This is a genomic window from [Muricauda] lutisoli (nom. illeg.), assembly GCF_017313105.1.
In the GTDB taxonomy this organism is placed as follows: domain Bacteria; phylum Bacteroidota; class Bacteroidia; order Flavobacteriales; family Flavobacteriaceae; genus Flagellimonas; species Flagellimonas lutisoli.
In genome coordinates, this window is sequence record NZ_JAFLND010000001.1 from 1,411,046 (window position 1) to 1,431,152 (window position 20,107).

Below are 20,107 nucleotides of genomic sequence, written 5' to 3' on the forward strand. Positions count from 1 at the left end.
CTGAAGAGCGAAATACGCTCTTCAGGATAAAAATTTATAGCTAAAAATTATAGGCTTGCTGCATGCAGTGCCAAATCAACCAATTTGTTGGAGTAACCTGTTTCGTTATCGTACCAAGATACTACTTTAAAGAAGTTGGAGCTCAATTCGATTCCAGCCTCTGCATCAAAAATACTTGTTCTGGCGTCTCCCACGAAGTCTTGGGAAACAACGTCTTCATCCGTGTAACCCAAAATACCTGCCAATTCACCTTCGGAAGCTTCTTTCATTGCTTTCTTGATTTCATCGTAAGAAGTCTCCTTTTCCAATCTTGCAGTAAGGTCAACTACGGATACATCGGCAGTAGGAACCCTAAATGCCATACCTGTAAGTTTACCATCGAGCTCGGTAATTACTTTACCAACAGCTTTTGCTGCTCCAGTTGATGTTGGGATAATGTTCAACAAAGCGGAACGACCCAATCTGTAATTTTTTCTAGATGGGGAATCCACAGTGAACTGAGTTGATGTGGAAGCGTGGATAGTTGTCATCAAAGCTTCCTCGATACCAAACTTGTCGTTAAGTACTTTGGCAATAGGTGCCAAACAGTTGGTAGTACAAGAAGCATTGGAAATAATCGTATCAGTAGCTTTTACATCTTGATGATTCACCCCCATTACAAACATAGGAGCATCTTTGGATGGGGCGGAGATTACAACTTTCTTGGCTCCACCATCAATGTGGCTCTGTGCCATATCCAAAGTGGTGAAGATACCGGTACATTCAGCAACGATTTCGGCACCTACTGCGTCCCACTTCAAGTTTTTAGGATCGCGCTCTGCAGTTACCCTGATTGTTTTTCCATTTACAACAAGGTTACCATCCTTTACCTCGATAGTTCCATCGAACTTACCGTGCACAGAATCGTATTCCAATAGATAGGCAAGATGTTCTACATCCAACAAATCGTTGATTGCAACAACATCTACATTGTCTCTACTAACGGTTGCCCTGAATACCAACCTTCCAATTCTTCCGAATCCGTTGATTCCTATTTTCAAATTTGACATGTTTTTCGTTTTTGTGTTTAAATTAAGTTGTCATTATATCGGAAACTCTAATGAGTTCTTCGTCGATTTCTGTATGTGCCTTAATGGCTTCGGCCAATGGTGTGAGCACTAAATTTGTATCCCTTATACCCACCATTAAGTTTGATTTGCCCTCTAAAATGCTTTCCACCGCTTTCACTCCCATTCTACTGGCCAAAACGCGATCATAACAAGTTGGGTTACCTCCACGCTGCATGTGGCCCAATACGGATACCCGTACATCGTATATAGGTAAATGTTCCTCTACATATTCCTTTAGTTCAAAAACATTTTTACCGATTTTATCACCTTCGGCAACGATCACGATACTGGAAGATTTTCCAGATGCCTTACTCCGCTTGAGGGAATCGAGCAAACGTTCCAATCCCAAGTTCTGCTCTGGTATCAAAATCTCTTCTGCTCCTGCTCCTACGCCGGCGTTAAGAGCGATATGGCCAACATCCCTTCCCATTACCTCAACAAAGAACAAGCGGTTATGGGAGCTTGCTGTATCACGAATCTTATCGATGGCATCTACAACAGTATTGATGGCCGTATCGAAACCTATGGTAAAGGATGACCCCAAAATATCGTTGTCGATCGTACCTGGAATCCCAATTACCGGAAAATCGTATTCCTGGGTGAATAAAAGTGCTCCTGTAAAACTACCATTTCCCCCAATCACAACAAAGGCATCTATTCCTTCTTTGGTTAATTGGTCGTAAGCTTTCTTCCTTCCTTCCTTGGTTCTAAAATCGTCGCAACGGGCAGACTTTAAAATGGTTCCTCCCTTATTGATAATGTTATTTACACTACGTGCATCCAGGGTTTTAAAATCACCTTCGATCATCCCTTGATAGCCACGATATATACCTACACATTCAATTTTTAAGTATGCACAAGTACGGACAACGGAACGGATTGCGGCATTCATTCCAGGAGCGTCTCCTCCTGATGTAAAAACACCTATTTTTTTAATTTCTGAAGCCATTCAAATTTTTAAGGGGTCAAAGCTAGGAAACTTTATTCAAATTTTGAATATCTTAATAATTTATTTGTTTTCCAGAACTTTCTCAAACGTTTTCGTAATAAATTAATACAAAAACCCTTAAAAATATAAATTTTATTAAATTGATTATGGGCGGTTTACAGACTTTTCCGAAAAACGGATCAAGCTATCTTTTCCCATTACTTGCGTAGGCTGTTTTCTTGGTGATGGTTCCGTTTGCTCTTCTGCCTTTTCCTTTTTATTGAACACTTTTTGCATTAGCTCCCTAAAGCTATTAAAATCCACTTGGTAAGATAGTCCAACTCCTTGCGTGTAGCCCTGTCGTTCAGATAAGAATTGTTGCGCCTGTAATTGGTTTTCCCTATTGAATATCTTGGCACTCAACGTTCCTTGTTCATTCAACAGTATTTGTACCTCAACATCCCCCGCAACAACAGTTTCGGATACACCGCCCACTGGCACCCCTACCCTTCCGTTCACCAAAATACGATCAGATAGTTGCGTAGAAACCGTTACCCCGATCCTATCTTCCGTTGTAATGTCCGCATTAGGATCGTTATAGCCCTGCTCGTAGGATAGCCCTAAATTAAGTTTATCGTTATTTCCCGATAGTATCTGATTAAACAGTCCGGAAGCTGTTTGAATCAGGTTCCCTGTAACGGCCTGTTGATTGATTCCTCCCGACTGTGGGTTGACGAAGGTTCCCTGAGCCAATAAGAAGAAAGCATTTCTCTCTTTTATTGTGGGATCTTGCAAACGATATTCCAATTCTGATTGCACGACAGAACTAGTACCTGGAAACTCGATGTCAAAATCTATATTCGGGCTTTCTAGTTCCCCTGTCAACCTGACCACCACATCTGTTCGTATTCTTCCCGTGTACCCTGCGTTGTCTAAGAGCGGAGCAGGATTAGCATTGAGCTCATATACCGCTTCTAAATTCAACTGTGCGGCCAAAGGATCACGCTCCCAAAGAATAGTGCCTTCGGGACGGACCTTGAATTTCTTGTCAATTACACCACCATACTTAAAATTATACTCTCCAGTAACCACCACAAAATCTCCATACATATTAAATTTTCCATTGGTATTGATTTCCATTAACAAAATACCCTCCCCAGTTCCCTTCAAAGAGCTACCGGAATCCTGATCCACAACAATCTCCACCTCGGCATCTCTGGTAACGGCAAGGTCAAATTTCATTTCCAGACCTTGGTATTCCTCTAGCACCCGTTCTTCTTGAAAGGAATCCGTTTCCTTCTTTTCGATAAAGTTGATAAAAGAATAGTCTCCAACGCTGGTTACATCACTCAAAGGAATCTTTAGAGAGGAACCGCGTGCCGTAGTGGCATCAACAGAAATGGTCAGTGCATCCACCGGCCCATAAATACTTCCCGTACCATTTATAAATCCGGTTCCGTAATACAAAGCTTCTTCATCGTATTCGGTATTCAGAATCATAAAACGATCGTTCTTTGTATCCACATCCAATCCCAAATACCAATCGTCAAAACCTGTATGACTAATGGTACCATCCAAAGTAGCTGTGGTTCTCTCTTCCACATCGGACAGTTCCACATTTTCAAAATAAAATGTCTGGTCAAAAAGTCTCACCTGGGAATATGGTGCAAAATCATAGTCTACATTGAGGTAGGGAATTCCTATACCTGCCTCGTTCAAGCTCAAAACTCCGTTAATGGATGGGTTGCTCACATCTCCTGTAATAGTGGTGTTTCCACTTAATTTACCTCTAATATTGGAAATAATATCCTCTCCCAAGGGTCCAAACGGTTCTAAAGCAAAATCGGAAAAATCGGCCACTAGATTTAACTCTTGTTTTTCATTGACATTGGTAATCTTACCGTTAATGCTCATTCGCTCCTTACCATCATCATTAAGCCAACTGCTCACCCCAAACTCCGTAAGATCGTTGTTTCCATATATGCCCACTTCCAGATCGCCCATGCGCATGTCGTTAACGCTAAAGTTTTTGATCTTCAAACTTGATGTTGGCAAGTAGTTCCCGTCTTTTTGCAGGATATTGAGAAAACCATCCACTTCGCCGTTCATTTTTAAGCTGTCTATGGACGGTGTAATTTTATTAAGGGATACCAAGTTAAACTGAAGGTCCAGATCTTTATAAGTGGAGTCTGCAAATTCACCTCTCAGTCGAATCTGCTCTTTGTTGTTATTGTCCATTACCACATCCTCAATCTTGATACTGTCCAAAGAACTGTTGAAAATAACCTTGTTTTTACTATTCCCATCCTTATTGAGGATCCAAGTGTTTCCTTTAAAACTTACATCCGATTTTTTAAGTCCGATCACGGACCTGTTGTTTTCGTTAAAAGTGTGGTAAAAGTTTAGGTTATAGCTATCGTCGTATTCACTTCCCCCTTTAAATTCCGTTCTAAAGAAAAGTGTGTCCTTGAGCGTGGTATTGATAAGGTTAAAGTCTTTGATATCGTAATATACGGTTGACATATCCTCCACCGAAACAAAGGTGTTGAAAAGGGGATTCTTGTTATCTATCTTCAACTCTATATTATCGAACTTGTTTCCAAAAGCTTCAATACTAGGAGATTTAAAAGTGAGTTTAAAATCACTCTGGTCCGCTTCAATCGCCCCGCGAATAAACGTATTGGCATCGAATGCCATCTCTGGAACAAATACATCAACGATTTTATTGTAAATCTTGAAGTTAAAGTCCAAGTATTGACCTTGGGATATTTCGAAAGGCTGATAGTTGGTATAAATACTACCAACGGAATTCTGAACCAATCTTCCCAGTTCCTGTACTTTGAAACTACCTCTCATGTATCCCGTAATGATATCCGGAGAATTGATTTCGATAGTACGTATGGTATCCTTTTCAAAGGAAGACGTAACCGTAAAGTCTTCGAAATAATACGTGTCGTTCACATTTTGATAGGTGGTATTGGAAAATTGAAGCTGACCCGCCATATCATCAAGGTTGTTGCCTTCGATATCCATGTCCACGTGTCCTTTAAAAATAGAAATGGTATCGTTGATAAAGTTCAGCTTTTTGAGATCGGCATAGTCGACCGCGGCAACAAAATTAAATTTGTTCTCACGGGCCCCAAAGTTGGCCAGCCCTTGAAAATCGAACCTGAAATTATCGTCGTTACAAAGCAGGATACCATCAAAAAGTTCGTTCCTAAGTATACCGGAAACCTTTATTTTATTGTATTCATAATTATTGAATTCAAATTTGTAGATGTCACCGGAAACCTCGGTATTCAAACTTTCGGCCACAAATCCCTTGCCCTCAACATTCATGTCCATGGAGGCGAGCCCAAGATCATTGTTTTCTATGAACTCACCCAAATCAAAATCTATCAATGAGATAAAACCGATATAGGATGCATCTTCCATGGTCTGTACATTGGTCATCTGCAGGTCCACATAGCTATCCCCAACTGCAGTATTCAAATTAACGGTTACATCTATGGATGTTTCCGTTATCTCGGCATCTCCCCGAACAGTAAACTGACCTAGTTTTTGAACCGATTCAGGAATATTTCTCCCCAGTATTTGTGGTAAAATACTTCTAAGCTGATAATAGCTTGAAGTGAGATTGTCTATATCTCCCCGCAAAACAAAAGGAGCTTGCTCGCTGAATATATTATCGAACCTAAAATCCCCACGAATCCCGGTATTGTCAGTAAAAAGAAACAGGTTGTCCACCTGAAGCTGGTTAAGCACCCCACTAAAATCACCTGTAAATGTAACGGTCTTGTCTTGCCCGAATTCATTAAAGAAGGCATTTACCTCATTAAGGGCCACGGAAGATTCAGTAAAGTTGGCATCAATGTTGACCAAATCGACAAAATCGGCCAAATCCTCTCGTTCATAATTGAACACCAAATTCCCTTTGAGTGCAGATTGTTCGGTGTCGATCAACAAGGAATCAAAGCGCATTTGCTGTTTGGTGTATTTAAAATCCGTTGTCAATTTTTTAAGGCGTATTCCTCGCTTGGCCAAAGTAGAAAGGTCATCGATTTTGAGGGACACATCAGGGCCCAGAATTTGGAAATCGTGGGCTAAAATTTCTATTTCCGAAAAATTTAAAACTTCTTCGGCCTCCAGGTTTTCATCAATCAACCTAAACCGCCCCGTATTGATTTGAATCTCGTCCGAAGACATGAAAAATGGAGGGGTTCCCGGTGCCCTGGGCTGGCCATCATCCAATTTCGCCACAAAAACATCCAAATTGGTATCCGTTTCCCCTTTGTATGTTTTTAAATTGAATATTAGTCCATCCAATTCAATATCGCCAAACTCCATCTTGTTATTGGCCATATTGCGCAGGTTTAATATAGATGTGGATAATTTATGGATATAGATAAGGGTATCCTTTTTGTAATCTTCCACATAAATCCCCTTAATTCCGGTATTTAAATTAAAAAGGGACATGCTCACCCGATCGATTTGGATATGGGTGCCAAACTCCTCGTTCAAAGAATCCATTGCATATTTGCCCAATCTTGTTTGCACAGCTGGTATCGAAAGAACCAATGATCCCAAAACCATAATTAGGATAATGGCCAAAAGGAAACGCAATAGTATTTTACGAAGTTTTTTGATAGGGCTTTTATGTTTTACCTTTGACAACCAATTTTTGTTCCAAAACCTGTGGAAAATTCAAAAAAATATATTCTTGCAATCGAATCATCCTGTGATGATACGTCTGCCGCTGTACTGAGCAATGCAAAAGTACTGAGCAATGTGGTAGCTACACAAGAAATCCACAAGCAATATGGGGGCGTTGTCCCAGAGTTGGCTTCAAGGGCGCATCAACAAAATATTGTCCCTGTGGTACACCAAGCCTTGGCCAAGGCAAATATCGATAAAAAACAACTATCTGCCATAGCTTTTACAAGAGGGCCCGGACTTATGGGTTCTTTGTTGGTAGGTACCTCTTTCGCCAAGTCGTTGGCCTTGGGATTGGATATCCCGCTCATTGAGGTCAACCATATGGAAGCCCACATCCTCGCCCATTTTATTGAGGACGCCGACCAGACCGCTCCCAAGTTTCCATTTTTGGGAATGACGATCAGTGGAGGACATACACAAATTGTGAAGGTAACCGATTATTTTACCATGGAAGTCTTGGGCGAAACATTGGACGATGCCGTGGGCGAGGCATTTGACAAAAGTGCCAAATTGATGGGACTACCCTACCCTGGCGGACCGCTAATTGACAAATACGCGAAGCTCGGAAATCCCAAAGCATTTCCATTCCCAAAACCAAAGGTTGATGGACTTAACTTCAGTTTCAGTGGACTGAAGACGAGTATCCTCTACTTTTTACAACGGGAGACCCAAAAGAACCCAAATTTTGTTGAAGAGCACATGAACGATATTTGTGCTTCGGTACAGTATACCATCTTAGAAATTTTGATGGATAAATTACAATTGGCTGTAGACCAGACCGGCATCAAACAAATTGCTATTGGCGGAGGGGTCGCGGCCAATTCAGGAATTCGTAGTCGATTAAGAGAAGCAGAGGAAAAGTTGGGCTGGCAAACCTTTATTCCTAAATTTGAGTATTGCACGGATAATGCAGCCATGATCGGAATTGTGGGTTACCTTAAGTTTACAAAGGGTAAGTTCACAGATCAAAGTATTGCCGCAAAGGCAAGATATGCCATAGGCAGCTAACTAATCTAAACCTTAACTATGCAGCTTTTTTACAATGCCAAATTGGACTACAGTGCCAAGCAATTCATTTTCCCGCCAGATGAAAGCAAACATATTGTTAGGGTACTCCGTAAATCGGAAGGGGACATTGTGCAAATAACCAATGGGAAAGGTTATTTGTTCGAAGCTGAAATATTGGAGGCCGATCAAAAAAAGTGTAAAGTACGTATTGTTTCACAACGCAAATCGATTCCGAAGAGATATCAACTGCACATGGTCGTCGCCCCTACCAAAATGAACGACCGTTACGAATGGTTTTTGGAAAAAGCAACAGAAATAGGTGTTGATGAGATCACCCCTGTTATTTGTGACCATTCCGAACGAAAAACCATCAAACAGGAGCGGATGGAACGGGTGCTTCAATCTGCTATGAAACAATCTCTACAAACCGTACTTCCAAAACTCAACCCCCCTATTTCGTGCAAGGAATTTTTGGAATCCGACCGATCTACTGGTTTTAAATTTATCGCCCATTGCCAAAATGGGGACAAAATGGAGCTGAAAAGAAAGGTTATTGCCGATAACGATGCCACTATCCTTATTGGACCGGAAGGGGATTTCTCAAAAGATGAAATAGATTTGGCCAAAGAAAAAGGCTATATCCCAATTTCCTTGGGAAGAAATCGACTGAGAACAGAGACTGCAGCCATTGTAGCGTGTGCAACGGTAGCGATAATCAATAGCTAAAGGGAATCCGAATCATTTTTTACAAATGATTATTTTATTTTTAAGGATGATAAATCACTCCCACATGAAAAAGAAATTGCTTTTGGTCATTACGATGTTGTTTTTCGGAGCAACCACGACCAACGCCCAACAGATTGCCGTACTCAAATACGGTGGTGGTGGGGATTGGTACTCCAACCCAACAGCACTTCCCAACCTGATCAAGTTTTGCAATACCAATATCGATACCAAGATAAATCCAGAACCAGAGACTGTCGAAGCTGGAAGTGTTTCCATCTTTACATATCCATTTTTGCACATGACCGGACACGGAAATGTCTTTTTCAGTGATGAAGAAGTTCAAAATTTACGAACCTATCTCCTGTCTGGAGGTTTCTTGCATATTGATGATAATTATGGAATGGAACCTTACTTAAGGCGGGAGCTGGAAAAAGTATTTCCGGATAAGTCATTGGAAGAACTGGGTTCCGACCACCCTATATTTGAACAAAAGTTTAATTTTCCCGATGGATTGCCCAAAATTCATGAACACGATGGCAAGCGGCCGCAAGCCTTTGGAATTTTTGACAAGGGAAGGCTTGTCCTGCTCTACACGTATGAATGCGACCTTGGAGATGGTTGGGAGGACCCCTCGGTTCATAACGACCCCGAAGAAGTTCGGCTCAAGGCCTTACAGATGGGGGCCAATATTGTGGAATATGCCTTTAAAAGTTAATACATGAACTCAAAAACAATAGCCAATGGAATCTTACGCGCCGTAGCAATTATGGTGGGCGTAGTGCTTTTGGGGTGGTTTTTCTACAAGATACAATCCGTTCTGGCATATTTGGCCATTGCCGCTGTTCTGGCTTTATTGGGCAGGCCCATTGTTTTGTTTCTGCGAAGAAGGCTAAAGTTTCACAACACCTTGGCTGTTGTGGTTACCATGGTTATAATGTTGTCCATCTTTTTGGGGATTTTGGCCCTGTTTATTCCACTGATTGCCGAACAAAGCAAAAACCTTTCCCTTTTGGATATTGAAGCGCTCAAAGGAGACCTTACCACCCTCTATTTGCAAACATTGGACTATTTTGGAGCTTCAACAGGAAGCCTAACTAGTTTATTGGATGAGTCGCACATTGAGGAAAATGTACTCAAAGGATTGGATTTAGGATTTATTCCCAACCTTCTTAATTCTTTCGTAAATGCACTGAGCAATTTTAGTGTCGGCCTTTTTTCCGTTCTGTTTATTTCCTTTTTCTTTTTAAAGGATAGTAAATTGATGCAAAATGGAATTTTGACATTTGTTCCCAATAACAAGGAAAGCAACTTGGTAAAATCTATTGAAAAAATCAATAATCTACTCTCAAGATATTTTGCGGGCATACTGTTACAGCTTTTTATTCTGTTCGTAATATACACAGTGGCACTACTTATTGTTGGCGTGGAAAATGCCATAGTGATTGCTTTCTTGTGTGCGCTGTTCAACATAATCCCATACATTGGTCCGATCATAGGGGGAGTAACCATGATCACCCTAACAATGACCAGTTTTATCGATGCGGATTTCAGCAGCGTTATCCTACCAAAAGCTTTGTATGTATTTATAGGTTTGACCATAGGTCAACTTATCGATAATTTCTTTTCCCAGCCCTTTATTTTTTCTACTAGTGTAAAGTCGCACCCCTTGGAAATCTTTTTGATCATCATTATTGCGGGATTACTTTTTGGAGTGGTCGGAATGGTGGTCGCAGTACCAGGATATACCGCCATAAAGGTTGTTCTAAAAGAGTTTTTAGCAGATTATTCGTTTGTGAAAAAATTGACCAAAAACTTATAGCATCAGTTTGAATAAAGTTATTTTAAATACTGGTGTACAGGATTTTATAAACAAAAATTTGTTATCTGACATCATGACAGTTTTGCTATCAAAACCTGTTTTTGATGGAGTTTCACAAAAAGAATTGGCCGAACAGATTGAAGCAAAGAAAAAATGCAAGGACAAGCTACCAACATGGTTTAATTCATCCAAAATATACTACCCCAATAAACTCAATATTGAGCAAACCAGTTCGGAAACCACAGCAGCGTACAAAGCCGAAATTGTAAGTGGAAAATCCTTGGTCGACCTTACAGGAGGTTTTGGTGTGGACAGTTATTTTTTTTCCAAAAAAATCGACCAGGTTTTTCATTGTGAAATCAATCAAGAATTAAGTGGCATAGCCAGTCATAATTTTAAAGTTTTAGGGCAGGAAAACATACAATGTTTGTCCGAAGATGGTATCGAATTCTTAAAACGTTCTACCGATAGTTTTGATTGGATCTATGTTGACCCCTCAAGAAGAAATGATAAAAAAGGTAAGGTCTTTTTACTGGAGGATTGTCTACCAAATTTACCTGAACATCTCCCCTTACTTTTTGAAAAAAGTCATCGTATTCTGGTAAAAACTTCCCCGCTTTTGGATATTAAAATGGGAATCACGGCATTAAATTTTGTGAAAGAAGTGCATGTGGTCGCGGCTCAAAATGAAGTAAAGGAACTGCTTTTTGTTTTGGAAAAAGGATATGTCGGAAGCATCCAGGTTAAAACGATCAACTTGTTGCCAGAGCAAAGGGACATGTTCAATTTTGAACTGGAACAGGAACAAGATGCCCAAATTCATTATGGAGAACCATTGTCCTATTTATATGAACCCAATACGGCTATTTTAAAGTCTGGAGGATTTAAGTCGGTTGCAAAAGCTTATGACCTTGTAAAATTACATCCACATTCCCATTTATATACTGGTGATAAAATTATTGACTTTCCCGGGAGAAGATTTGAAATTCATCAGTTGCTCCCCTACTCCAAAAAATCGCTGAAAACCATAGCGGTCAGCAAGGCAAATATCACTACCCGTAACTTTCCGTTGTCTGTGGCCGAAATCCGTAAAAAACACAACATAAAAGATGGTGGAAATAGATATCTGTTCTTCACCAAAACCATAGATGATGCCTTATTGGTTTTGGACTGCGAAAAAGTAATGGACTAGTCCAAATGCACCATCCAATCAAAAAACAGGTTCATCCAATTCTTCAATTTTTCATCGGTTAAAGCCAAAGAAAAACCATGTCCGCCCGTAGGATACACATGCATGGTTGCAGGCACGTTGTGAGCCTTCAAAGCATCAAAAAACAAGATGGTATTTGCTACAGGAACCACATCATCGTCCATGGCATGTAATAAAAAAGTCGGAGGGGTTTCGGCATCAACATGTTTTTCGTTGGACAAATAATCCACAGCATCATCCGTGGGGTTCTCACCTACCAAGGAAACCCTAGACCCTGTATGGGTGCTTGGAACTCCAAGCGTAATCACAGGATAGATAAGGGCCATAAAATTGGGGCGTGCAGATATATCGTCCGCATCATCCTGTCTTTCGTAAACTTTGTCATCATAATGGGTTCCCAAAGAGGAAGCCAAGTGGCCGCCTGCGGAAAATCCCATGATACCAACTTTGTCTTCAGAAATATTCCATTCCTCGGCATTTGACTTTACTATTCTGATGGCACGCTGTGCATCTTGCAAGGGAACCACATTTTTACCTTTGGCAATGGATTTGGACCATGGCAATCGATATTTCACTACAATACCCGCAATTCCCTTGACCGTCAATGTCTTTGCGATATCCGTCCCCTCCCAATCGTATGCAAGACCATGGTAGCCGCCTCCAGGAAAAATAACAACAGCCTGTCCCGTTGCATTCTTTTTGGCAGGCAGGTACACCTCCAAGGTCGGCTTTTGGACATTGGTGATCCAAATGATACCATCCTCGGTATGTTCCACAACTTCTTGCTCATTGGTCTCTTTCTGGTTGGGGATTGTATTGGGCCATAAAGGCATTGTTGTTTGCTGTGCGGACATTCCAATTGAAATTAGAGCAATAAGTAAAGTTGGTTTTTTTAATAATTTCATAGGGTTGAGTTTTAGGTCATTCATTGCACTCCCATTTAAAATTGGCCACAGGGTCATTAGTGGCTGCCGAAAGATTATAATGCCACCACTCTGTTCTAATGGACCAAAACCCGTGTGCTTCCATGGTCTCCTTCAGTAATTTTCGATTGTCCAATATCTCTTGAGGTAAATCCAAGTTATCGTGGTAGGCTCTTTTTCCGAAGTAATCAAAATCGGTGCCCATATCAAGTTCATTGCCCTCCATATCCACTAAAGTAATATCAACGGCACCCCCTTTGTTATGGATGGAACCCTTATCGGGATTGGCCACATACTGAGGATTGGGAACTATTTCCCACATTTTATATTGTACAGAATTGGGGCGATAGCAGTCAAAAAACTTGATTTTTACGCCCTGTTCCCTAAAATCCTTATTGGCTTCTATCAAAGCTTTAGCAGTTTTTACTCTTGTGTAACATTCTGCACAATCATATACTTTGGCCTTCAAAAAGTTGTTTTCGGTGGCATAACGCATATCATAAGCGAAATCTTCGCTAAAGTCGGCCAATCTAACAAAAGTAGTGTCGGCCAATCCTTCAAAGGATTTCAAAATAGGCTTACTTTCTTTTATTGTTGAAACTTGTTTAACGGAATCTGTAAAAACCTCCGTCACTTCGACTTCTCTGGTATCCTGTTGGTCTGTCTCAGCCTTTTGCTTACAACTCACGGCCATAAAAAAAGCCAATAAAACAATGTTGTATTTCATTTAAATCAATCTATTCGTTTCTGTTTGGCGAACCAGGTATATAAAGAATCGGTAGTGTATGCCCTGCCCCAAGCATTATGACCGACATCCTTATATCTTGTATATCGGACATCGTGTCCCATTTCACGCAATTTCTTCACCATTTTATCCGATTCTTCCACATGGATCACATCGTCCTGATCTCCATGAAACACCCAAATAGGCATATCCTTATCTATCCAATGTGCGTAGGGCAAGGGCGTCATGCCACATACTACGGCCATCGCAGCAAATTTATCGGGGTATTGGGTCGCTAATTCCCAAGAGGCACTTCCTCCCCTGCTCAACCCGGTCAAATATATTCTATGCTTATCCACACGATTGGAATCCACAACGGAATCCAGTAATTGAACCACCGCATCCGTATTCCACCATTTTTTGGCATGGGAATTTTGGGGCGCCAAGATCAAAAATGGAAATTGTTTGCCTTCAACCAACATTTTGGGCGGCCCTGTATCTTTGATTTCTTCCACATTCCTGCCAGATTCACCTCCACCGTGCAAAAACAGCAACAGACCAAATTCATCTTCAGTATCAAAATAATCCTCTGGATAGTAGAGGTAATATTTTAAGTTTTCCTTGGTCACTGTTTGCAGCTCATCCTGAACCAAATGGGATTGTGCGGCACAAGCTTGAAGCAGCAGCATGGCAACTAAAATTGAAAATCCGGGTAAGGTCTTTTGCATTCCGGTTACAAGTTACAAAAGTTTATCGGCGATATCCTGCCAGGTATGGGCACGTTCAAAAGTGTTGACGTGGGTATTGTGCGGGGAGGTGAACATAATGGACCTTCCATCAAACGGTTCGAGGTTCTTACTGCGGTCATCAATCAGGATATCTCCTTTTAAAACATGCTTGTTCCCGCACAAAATCCGGTTTTGCCATGGGATAAATGGAAAAAATTCGTCCAACCAATCCGATTTTTCACGTAGGGATTGTGGAAACTCCATGGCTGCAGAGGCGATATATACATCATGCTTTCGGCTTAGCTCCTCAAGCACTTCTTGACTGCCTTCGATCAATTTCAAATTCTTAAAAAAACCATCCCGTCGCGTATGGTTTCTAATGGATTGCTGATGCGCTTCGGGTACACATTGCCAAAATTCCTTGCCCAAACACTCTTCCGCCCTGATTTCGGCCCCGAATTCTTTATTATAAATATCTATATGGGCCTGATATGCGTCTGCAATGACCTCGTCCATATCCACAAAAATGACCATGTTCTTTATTTTTGGTTAAGTACGCTAAAACTCCTTAAAAATTAAAACTTCCCATTACAATCTATTGTTAAGAAAAGTGAATTTCTTAAGAGGGACAGCTACTTTTCTAAAATTTAAAAAAAATCATGGAGCACTTTATCAAACTCATTGGCTAAATTTTAATTTCAAGAAATAACAGTTAACTTCACAGCTCAAGATTTTTGGGAAGTACATTTTTTGTGCTTTTCGACTAAAACCAACCTTAAATGTTGCCCAAAGGAAACTTTCCTGAAAAAGTGTATGTAAATGGTGAGATTGTATCACCTGAAAACGCAAAAATATCGGTTTTTGATCGTGGATTTTTATTCGGAGATGGTATTTACGAAGTTATGGTGCAATTGGAAAACGGTGTTTTCTATAAAAAAGCACACTTGGACCGGTTGCAAGACAATTTGAAAAAAATCGGTATTGATTACAATGTAAAGGAAATTGACAAACAGTTAAAACCTCTCCTCAAAGCTTCTGATTTGACGGAATCCTCTTGTTTGATTTACATACAAGTAACCAGAGGAACGGCCCCACGAAAACATTCATACCCAAAAGGCATTCCAGCAAGTGTGATGATGTACGCTCTACCTTACTCTCTTCCCGCTGTAAACCCCAAACACATGAAAGCCATTTTAGAACCAGATTTCAGGTGGCATCGATGCGATATTAAATCCATCTCATTATTGGGCAATATCATGGCCAACGAAGCAGCGATTAGCTCAGATAGCGATGAAGCAGCATTAGTGCGTGACGGGATGATTTCGGAGGGCTCACATACCAATATCTTTTTTGTGAAAAATGGGACGGTTATAACCCACCCTGCCGACAAACATATTTTGAACGGCATCACAAGAATGATTGCACTTAAGCTTTGCGATGACCTGGGTATTCCAGTAATCGAAAGACCCGTAGCTGAAAATGAAATAGAACATATGGACGAGGCCTTTTTTACTGGTACGACAACCCAGGTGGCCTCCATTGCACAGTTGGGCGACCATATTTTTTACAACAACGACCAGGTTGGGGACATAACCAAAAAGCTACAAGAATCTTTTGCCCAGCTCAGAAAAAAAGACACTGCCAATAGTATCTTATAAATAACCATATTATGACCAAAACCAATTCCAACACACTTCTTAAATCATTATTTGCATTATGCTTGTTAGGGATGTTTTCCTGTGGAAGCCAGGACACCTATGACATTGTTATTTTAAACGGAACCGTATACGACGGCAAAGGTGGCGACCCCAATATTACGGATATCGCCATAAAAGATTCCATGATCGTGGCCTTGGGTGAGTTCGATAAGGCAAAGGCAGATAGAGTTATTGATGCATCCGGTATGGCCGTGTCACCTGGCTTTATTGATATGCATACCCACCTTGATCCCATTATGGAACTCAATTCTTGCGAGAGCCATGTTCGGCAAGGAGTCACTACATCTTTGGGTGGACCCGACGGAAACTCTCCTTACCCGCTTAAACCTTATATGGACAGTCTTCAGCAAAAAGGCATTGGTATGAATGTTGCCTATTTGGTTGGGCACAATACCGTTCGAAGAAATATCATGGGACTCGAAAATAGAGCGCCCACGGCAGAGGAGCTCAAAGCCATGGAAGCAGAAGTGGACAGTGCCATGAAAGATGGTGCCTTTGGTATTTCAACGGGTTTAAAATATTTGCCCGGGGCATTTTCAGAAGTCGACGAGGTTATCAGTCTTTCCAAGGTCGCTTCCGGCTATGGAGGTATTTACACCTCTCATTTAAGGGAGGAAGGTTTAGGGCTGTTCGATGCCGTTGCCGAAGCTATTCAAATTTCTGAACAAGCAGATATTCCTGTCGTACTCACCCATCATAAAGCTATTGGAAAACCAATGTGGGGAAAGAGTGCGCGCACTTTGGCGATGGTCGATTCTGCTAGGGCCAAAGGTCTTGATATTAAAATGGACCAATACCCATACGCGGCAAGTTATACCGGTATTTCGGTGTTGATTCCAGCCTGGGCAAGAGCAGGCGGACAGGAAGCTTTTGAGAAACGTGTTGCCGACCCCGTACTCAGGGACAGTATTAAAAATGGCATCGTTTTCAATATCCTTAATGATCGTGGAGGGTCAGATCTGGATAGGGTACAGTTTGCCAAAGTGGCATGGCAGCCCGAGCTGGAAGGAAAAACCTTGAAATACTGGTGCGAACAAAACGATTTGGAACCATCAGTCGAGAATGGTGCCGACATGGTTATAAAAGCTCAATTGAACGGCGGTGCCTCCTGCGTTTTTCATGCCATGGCAGAAGAAGATGTGGAGCGCATCATGAAACACCCTTTTACCATGATCGGATCGGACGGACGCTTGGTTGAGCCCGGTATGGGCCATCCACACCCCAGATGGTACGGAACCTTCCCTAGGGTACTCGGACGTTACGTACGCGAAAAAAACACCTTGGAGCTCACTGAGGCCATTCGAAAAATGACCTATCTGCCTGCACAAAGTCTTAACTTGACGGACAGGGGCCAAATCAAAGAAGGGATGAAGGCGGACATCACCATATTTGATCCAAAGACCGTCATAGACAAGGCTACCTTTGAAAAGCCACACCAATATTCCGAAGGCATTGAGTTTGTAATCGTCAATGGAGGCGTAGCAGTTGACAACGGTGAATTTAAAGATATCAAATCAGGAATAGTATTAAGAAAACAATAGACCCATACCATGAAAATACAACATGTCACATTCAGCATTTTGATGATTTCAGGACTCTTTGCCCATACCGTAACGGCACAGGAAAGTACCGAGATCGATAAAAAATACACCAAGGAAGTAGAGCGGTTGGTGAAGAAAAAAGAAGTAAAGGAGGCATTTGCGCATATCAAGTCGCAAATGGACCAGACCACAAAGGACCTGATAACCTTGACCGAAGTACTGGCTCCTCCCTTTATGGAAGATGAAAGAGGAAAGGTATTTGCCAAAATGCTTGAAGATGCCGGGGTGGATAGCCTTTGGACGGACAAAGTGGGAAATGTAATTGGTTTACGTAAAGGCACTGATGGCAAATCGGGTTATGTAGGTGTGGACGCGCATTTGGACGTGGTATTCCCAGAAGGAACCGATGTAACCGTTAAAAAAGTTGGGGATACCCTAAAGGCACCAGGTATTGGAGACGACACCAGGGGCCTTGCCATGTTGATCAGTATGCTCAAGGCCATGAACAAAGCTGACATTAAGACCAAAAAAGATCTGTTGATTGTTGGATCGGTAGGTGAAGAAGGGCTTGGTGACCTCCGTGGCATGAAATATATGTTCAACGAATCTGGATTGGACATTGACTCATGGATTGCCATTGACGGGGGCAGTTTGGGCCGAATCAGCAATGCTGGATTAGGCTCCAAACGCTACAAGTTGCTGATTAAAGGACAAGGCGGGCACTCTTGGGGGGCATTCGGACTGGCCAACCCGCATCACGCTCTTGGAAAAGCCATTGATGTGTTTTCCAAAGCGGCTTGGGAATACACCTCCAGCAATACTTCGAAAACCAGTTTCAATGTGGGTAGAATTGGTGGGGGAACTTCGGTGAACTCCATTCCTTTTGAATCTTGGATGGAAGTGGACATGCGGGCCATAGACCCAAAAAACTTGGATGAAATTGAAATTATATTCAAAGAGTCTGTGGAACAGGCCATATCGGAATACAATGCCAGCGGCGTGCGTGGCAAAGTAACGTACGAACTTATCAAAATCGGTGATAGGCCATCAGGAGAACTACCCGCTTCCCTACCTTTGATTCAACGCTCCATGGCGGCCACCAAACTATTTGGGGTGACTCCAAATCTGGGTCGTGGGTCTACCAATATCAATATTCCCGTTGCAAAAGGAATCCCCGCCGTTTGTATTGGCCGGGGAGGGCAAGGTGGTAAAGCCCATTCCCTGCACGAATGGTATTTGAACGATGAAGAAGGTGATGAGTCCATTCAATTGGCGCTATTGATCGCTTTATCGCAAGCAGGATTAGGTAAATAAGGTGCTGATGAGATTGTTTCCAAAAATATGTTGCATCCTGACCCTTGTTGTTTGCACCTATGCAAAAGCCCAATTAAGTGAGGAGAAATGGGCAAATATTGACAGTTTGTTCTTGGAGTGGAACCGACCCAATCATCCAGGGGGCGCCATTGCTGTTATGCAAGGGGATAATATAGTCTTCTCCAAAGCCTATGGGCTGGCCAGTATGGAATATTTGGTGCCCAATAGCACAGGAACCCGGTTCAATGTCGCTTCGGTCTCCAAACAGTTTAGTGCATTGGGCATTGTAAAGTTACACTTGGCGGGCAAACTGTCCATAGATGATACTTTGGACACATACATTGATGGTCTCGCCCCATTTGGAAGCAAAATCACGATCAGGCATATGCTGCATCATACGAGTGGTCTACGAAGCCTTCATGCTCTTTTTGGACTAGCGGGTTGGCGTAGCGATGATACGAGGACCAATGCCGATCTGACAGGATTATGGCAAAGCAGACCGAACTTAATTTTGAGCCAGGTTCTGAATATATGTACTGCAACACTGGCTATATGTTCTTGGCCAATATTATCGAAAAAGTCACGGATACCCCTTTTGTTGATTATATGAAGGAAGAAGTTTTCATCCCTTTGGGAATGAGTGACACTTATGTTGAGGCCAATTATGACCGTGTTGTTCCGGATAATGCTACTTCTTACTACCGAACATCGGAAGGTTTTGACAGGGCTGTTGAATATTGGGGGTATGTTGGTTCGGGAAATATGCACACTACAACGGATGACCTGCTCAAATACTTAAAAAATTACTATGATCCATTACCTGGGTGGAAAGATGTATTCAACACCATGCAAACCCTTGACCTCTTGAACGATGGAAGCTTTAACAAGTACGCTTTTGGAGTTAATGTTGATACGCTATTGGGCAAAAAAATAATTGGTCATGGTGGTTCCATTGGTGGTTTTAGGGCCAATATTGCTGTTTTCCCAGAGGATAAAACCAGCATTGCCATTGCAACCAACTTTTCAACTGCAGGGCCTGCTCGAAAGTCCAACCAGATTGCAGCCATCCTTTTTGATAGACAACCCTCGAATAAAGATGTGAAGGTCGCCAAGGTTGCCAAAAACAAAATGGAATCATATGGGGGCACCTATTGGGATGATGAAACTTATACCGAACATATGTTGACTATAGGTGGAGATACGGTATACATTGGCAGAAACGCTTATTTGCCTATTCAGGATGATGAATTTGTTGCTATCGAATCAGGTAACAACACCAAAATCAAGTTTAACAATCAAGGTATGACCCTCTATCCCGATAGCGGAAAACCCATGGTTTTTTCAAAATTTGAAAAAGAGGAATTAACCAGAAAATCAGCCAATGAGTACACAGGCTCTTACTACAGTCCTGAAATTGAAACAGCCTACACGATTCATTATGAAGAAGGCCAACTGTATGCGCACCATATCCGACATGGAAAAATACGATTGGAACAAAAGAAAACCGACCTTTTGGAGGGTAATTATCCTTTATCCTTTTTCAAATTCAAACGAGAAAATGGAGCAATCAAAGGCGTCTGGATTTCCAATGGAAGGGTCCGTAACCTTTGGTTTGCCAAAACTGAATAACAAAAACCAATTAT

At 41.7% G+C, this 20,107-nt stretch carries 17 protein-coding genes; 10 read left to right on the top strand and 7 right to left on the bottom strand.

All coding sequences use genetic code 11. The features are described from left to right. Positions 1-47 precede the first annotated feature (47 nt). From gap to J0X13_RS06620, 3 genes are all read right to left on the bottom strand, one after another. On the bottom strand, positions 48-1,049 hold the full coding sequence (gap, locus tag J0X13_RS06610) for a type I glyceraldehyde-3-phosphate dehydrogenase (RefSeq protein ID WP_207026188.1): 1,002 nt from the start codon (positions 1,047-1,049) through the stop codon (positions 48-50). 22 nt (positions 1,050-1,071) lie between these two features. After that, positions 1,072-2,058 carry a 6-phosphofructokinase gene (gene pfkA, locus J0X13_RS06615; RefSeq protein WP_207026187.1) on the bottom strand — a complete coding sequence of 329 codons (987 nt, stop codon included), beginning with the start codon at positions 2,056-2,058 and terminating at the stop codon, positions 1,072-1,074. 144 nt (positions 2,059-2,202) lie between these two features. Further along, on the bottom strand, positions 2,203-6,630 hold the full coding sequence (locus tag J0X13_RS06620; protein WP_207070820.1) for a translocation/assembly module TamB domain-containing protein: 4,428 nt from the start codon (positions 6,628-6,630) through the stop codon (positions 2,203-2,205). Positions 6,631-6,732: 102 nt separating this feature from the next. Here J0X13_RS06620 and tsaD point away from each other — a divergent pair, with 102 nt between their 5' ends. The 5 genes from tsaD to J0X13_RS06645 all read left to right on the top strand — a co-directional run bounded on the left by tsaD (position 6,733) and on the right by J0X13_RS06645 (position 11,498). Further along, positions 6,733-7,761 carry a tRNA (adenosine(37)-N6)-threonylcarbamoyltransferase complex transferase subunit TsaD gene (gene tsaD, locus J0X13_RS06625; protein ID WP_207070628.1) on the top strand — a complete coding sequence of 343 codons (1,029 nt, stop codon included), beginning with the start codon at positions 6,733-6,735 and terminating at the stop codon, positions 7,759-7,761. Between the two features lie 18 nt (positions 7,762-7,779). After that, positions 7,780-8,487: a 16S rRNA (uracil(1498)-N(3))-methyltransferase gene (locus J0X13_RS06630; RefSeq protein WP_207070629.1), complete on the top strand. Its 708-nt coding sequence runs from the start codon at positions 7,780-7,782 to the stop codon at positions 8,485-8,487. A gap of 64 nt (positions 8,488-8,551) precedes the next feature. Beyond that, positions 8,552-9,202 carry a DUF4159 domain-containing protein gene (locus tag J0X13_RS06635; protein ID WP_207070630.1) on the top strand — a complete coding sequence of 217 codons (651 nt, stop codon included), beginning with the start codon at positions 8,552-8,554 and terminating at the stop codon, positions 9,200-9,202. 3 nt (positions 9,203-9,205) lie between these two features. Continuing rightward, the gene (locus J0X13_RS06640) at positions 9,206-10,306 is read left to right on the top strand and encodes an AI-2E family transporter (protein WP_207070631.1); all 1,101 of its coding nucleotides are present in this window, start codon (positions 9,206-9,208) and stop codon (positions 10,304-10,306) included. A 73-nt stretch (positions 10,307-10,379) separates the two neighbouring features. Continuing rightward, a complete protein-coding gene (locus J0X13_RS06645) occupies positions 10,380-11,498 on the top strand; it encodes a class I SAM-dependent methyltransferase (RefSeq protein WP_313786494.1) in 1,119 nt (372 codons plus the stop codon). Here the strand turns inward: J0X13_RS06645 and J0X13_RS06650 are convergent. Genes J0X13_RS06650 through J0X13_RS06665 form a run of 4 tightly spaced genes read right to left on the bottom strand, consistent with a single transcriptional unit; the run spans position 11,495 to position 14,425 of the window. Beyond that, entirely contained in the window at positions 11,495-12,421 is a 927-nt protein-coding gene (locus tag J0X13_RS06650; protein WP_207070633.1) for an alpha/beta hydrolase, read from the bottom strand. The two genes, J0X13_RS06645 and J0X13_RS06650, sit on opposite strands and share 4 nt — an antisense overlap. 16 nt (positions 12,422-12,437) lie before the next feature. Then, the gene (locus J0X13_RS06655; protein ID WP_207070634.1) at positions 12,438-13,166 is read right to left on the bottom strand and encodes a M15 family metallopeptidase; all 729 of its coding nucleotides are present in this window, start codon (positions 13,164-13,166) and stop codon (positions 12,438-12,440) included. A gap of 5 nt (positions 13,167-13,171) precedes the next feature. After that, complete coding sequence (locus tag J0X13_RS06660) at positions 13,172-13,891, bottom strand: carboxylesterase family protein (RefSeq protein WP_207070635.1); 720 nt, start codon at positions 13,889-13,891, stop codon at positions 13,172-13,174. 12 nt (positions 13,892-13,903) lie between these two features. Continuing rightward, positions 13,904-14,425: a 5' nucleotidase, NT5C type gene (locus tag J0X13_RS06665; RefSeq protein WP_207070636.1), complete on the bottom strand. Its 522-nt coding sequence runs from the start codon at positions 14,423-14,425 to the stop codon at positions 13,904-13,906. A gap of 245 nt (positions 14,426-14,670) precedes the next feature. Between J0X13_RS06665 and J0X13_RS06670 the strand changes: the two genes are divergently transcribed. Genes J0X13_RS06670 through J0X13_RS06685 form a run of 5 tightly spaced genes read left to right on the top strand, consistent with a single transcriptional unit; the run spans position 14,671 to position 20,093 of the window. Further along, a complete protein-coding gene (locus J0X13_RS06670) occupies positions 14,671-15,549 on the top strand; it encodes an aminotransferase class IV (protein WP_207070637.1) in 879 nt (292 codons plus the stop codon). A gap of 11 nt (positions 15,550-15,560) precedes the next feature. Further along, positions 15,561-17,150, top strand: a complete 1,590-nt coding sequence (locus J0X13_RS06675; protein WP_207070638.1) for an N-acyl-D-amino-acid deacylase family protein — start codon at positions 15,561-15,563, stop codon at positions 17,148-17,150. A gap of 9 nt (positions 17,151-17,159) precedes the next feature. Then, complete coding sequence (locus J0X13_RS06680) at positions 17,160-18,464, top strand: M20/M25/M40 family metallo-hydrolase (protein WP_242535627.1); 1,305 nt, start codon at positions 17,160-17,162, stop codon at positions 18,462-18,464. 7 nt (positions 18,465-18,471) lie between these two features. Beyond that, positions 18,472-19,074, top strand: coding sequence for a serine hydrolase domain-containing protein (locus J0X13_RS15655; protein ID WP_262896909.1), 603 nt, complete (start codon positions 18,472-18,474; stop codon positions 19,072-19,074). Continuing rightward, positions 19,017-20,093 carry a serine hydrolase domain-containing protein gene (locus J0X13_RS06685; RefSeq protein WP_262896916.1) on the top strand — a complete coding sequence of 359 codons (1,077 nt, stop codon included), beginning with the start codon at positions 19,017-19,019 and terminating at the stop codon, positions 20,091-20,093. Before J0X13_RS15655 ends, J0X13_RS06685 begins: the two co-directional genes overlap by 58 nt. Positions 20,094-20,107 lie beyond the last annotated feature (14 nt).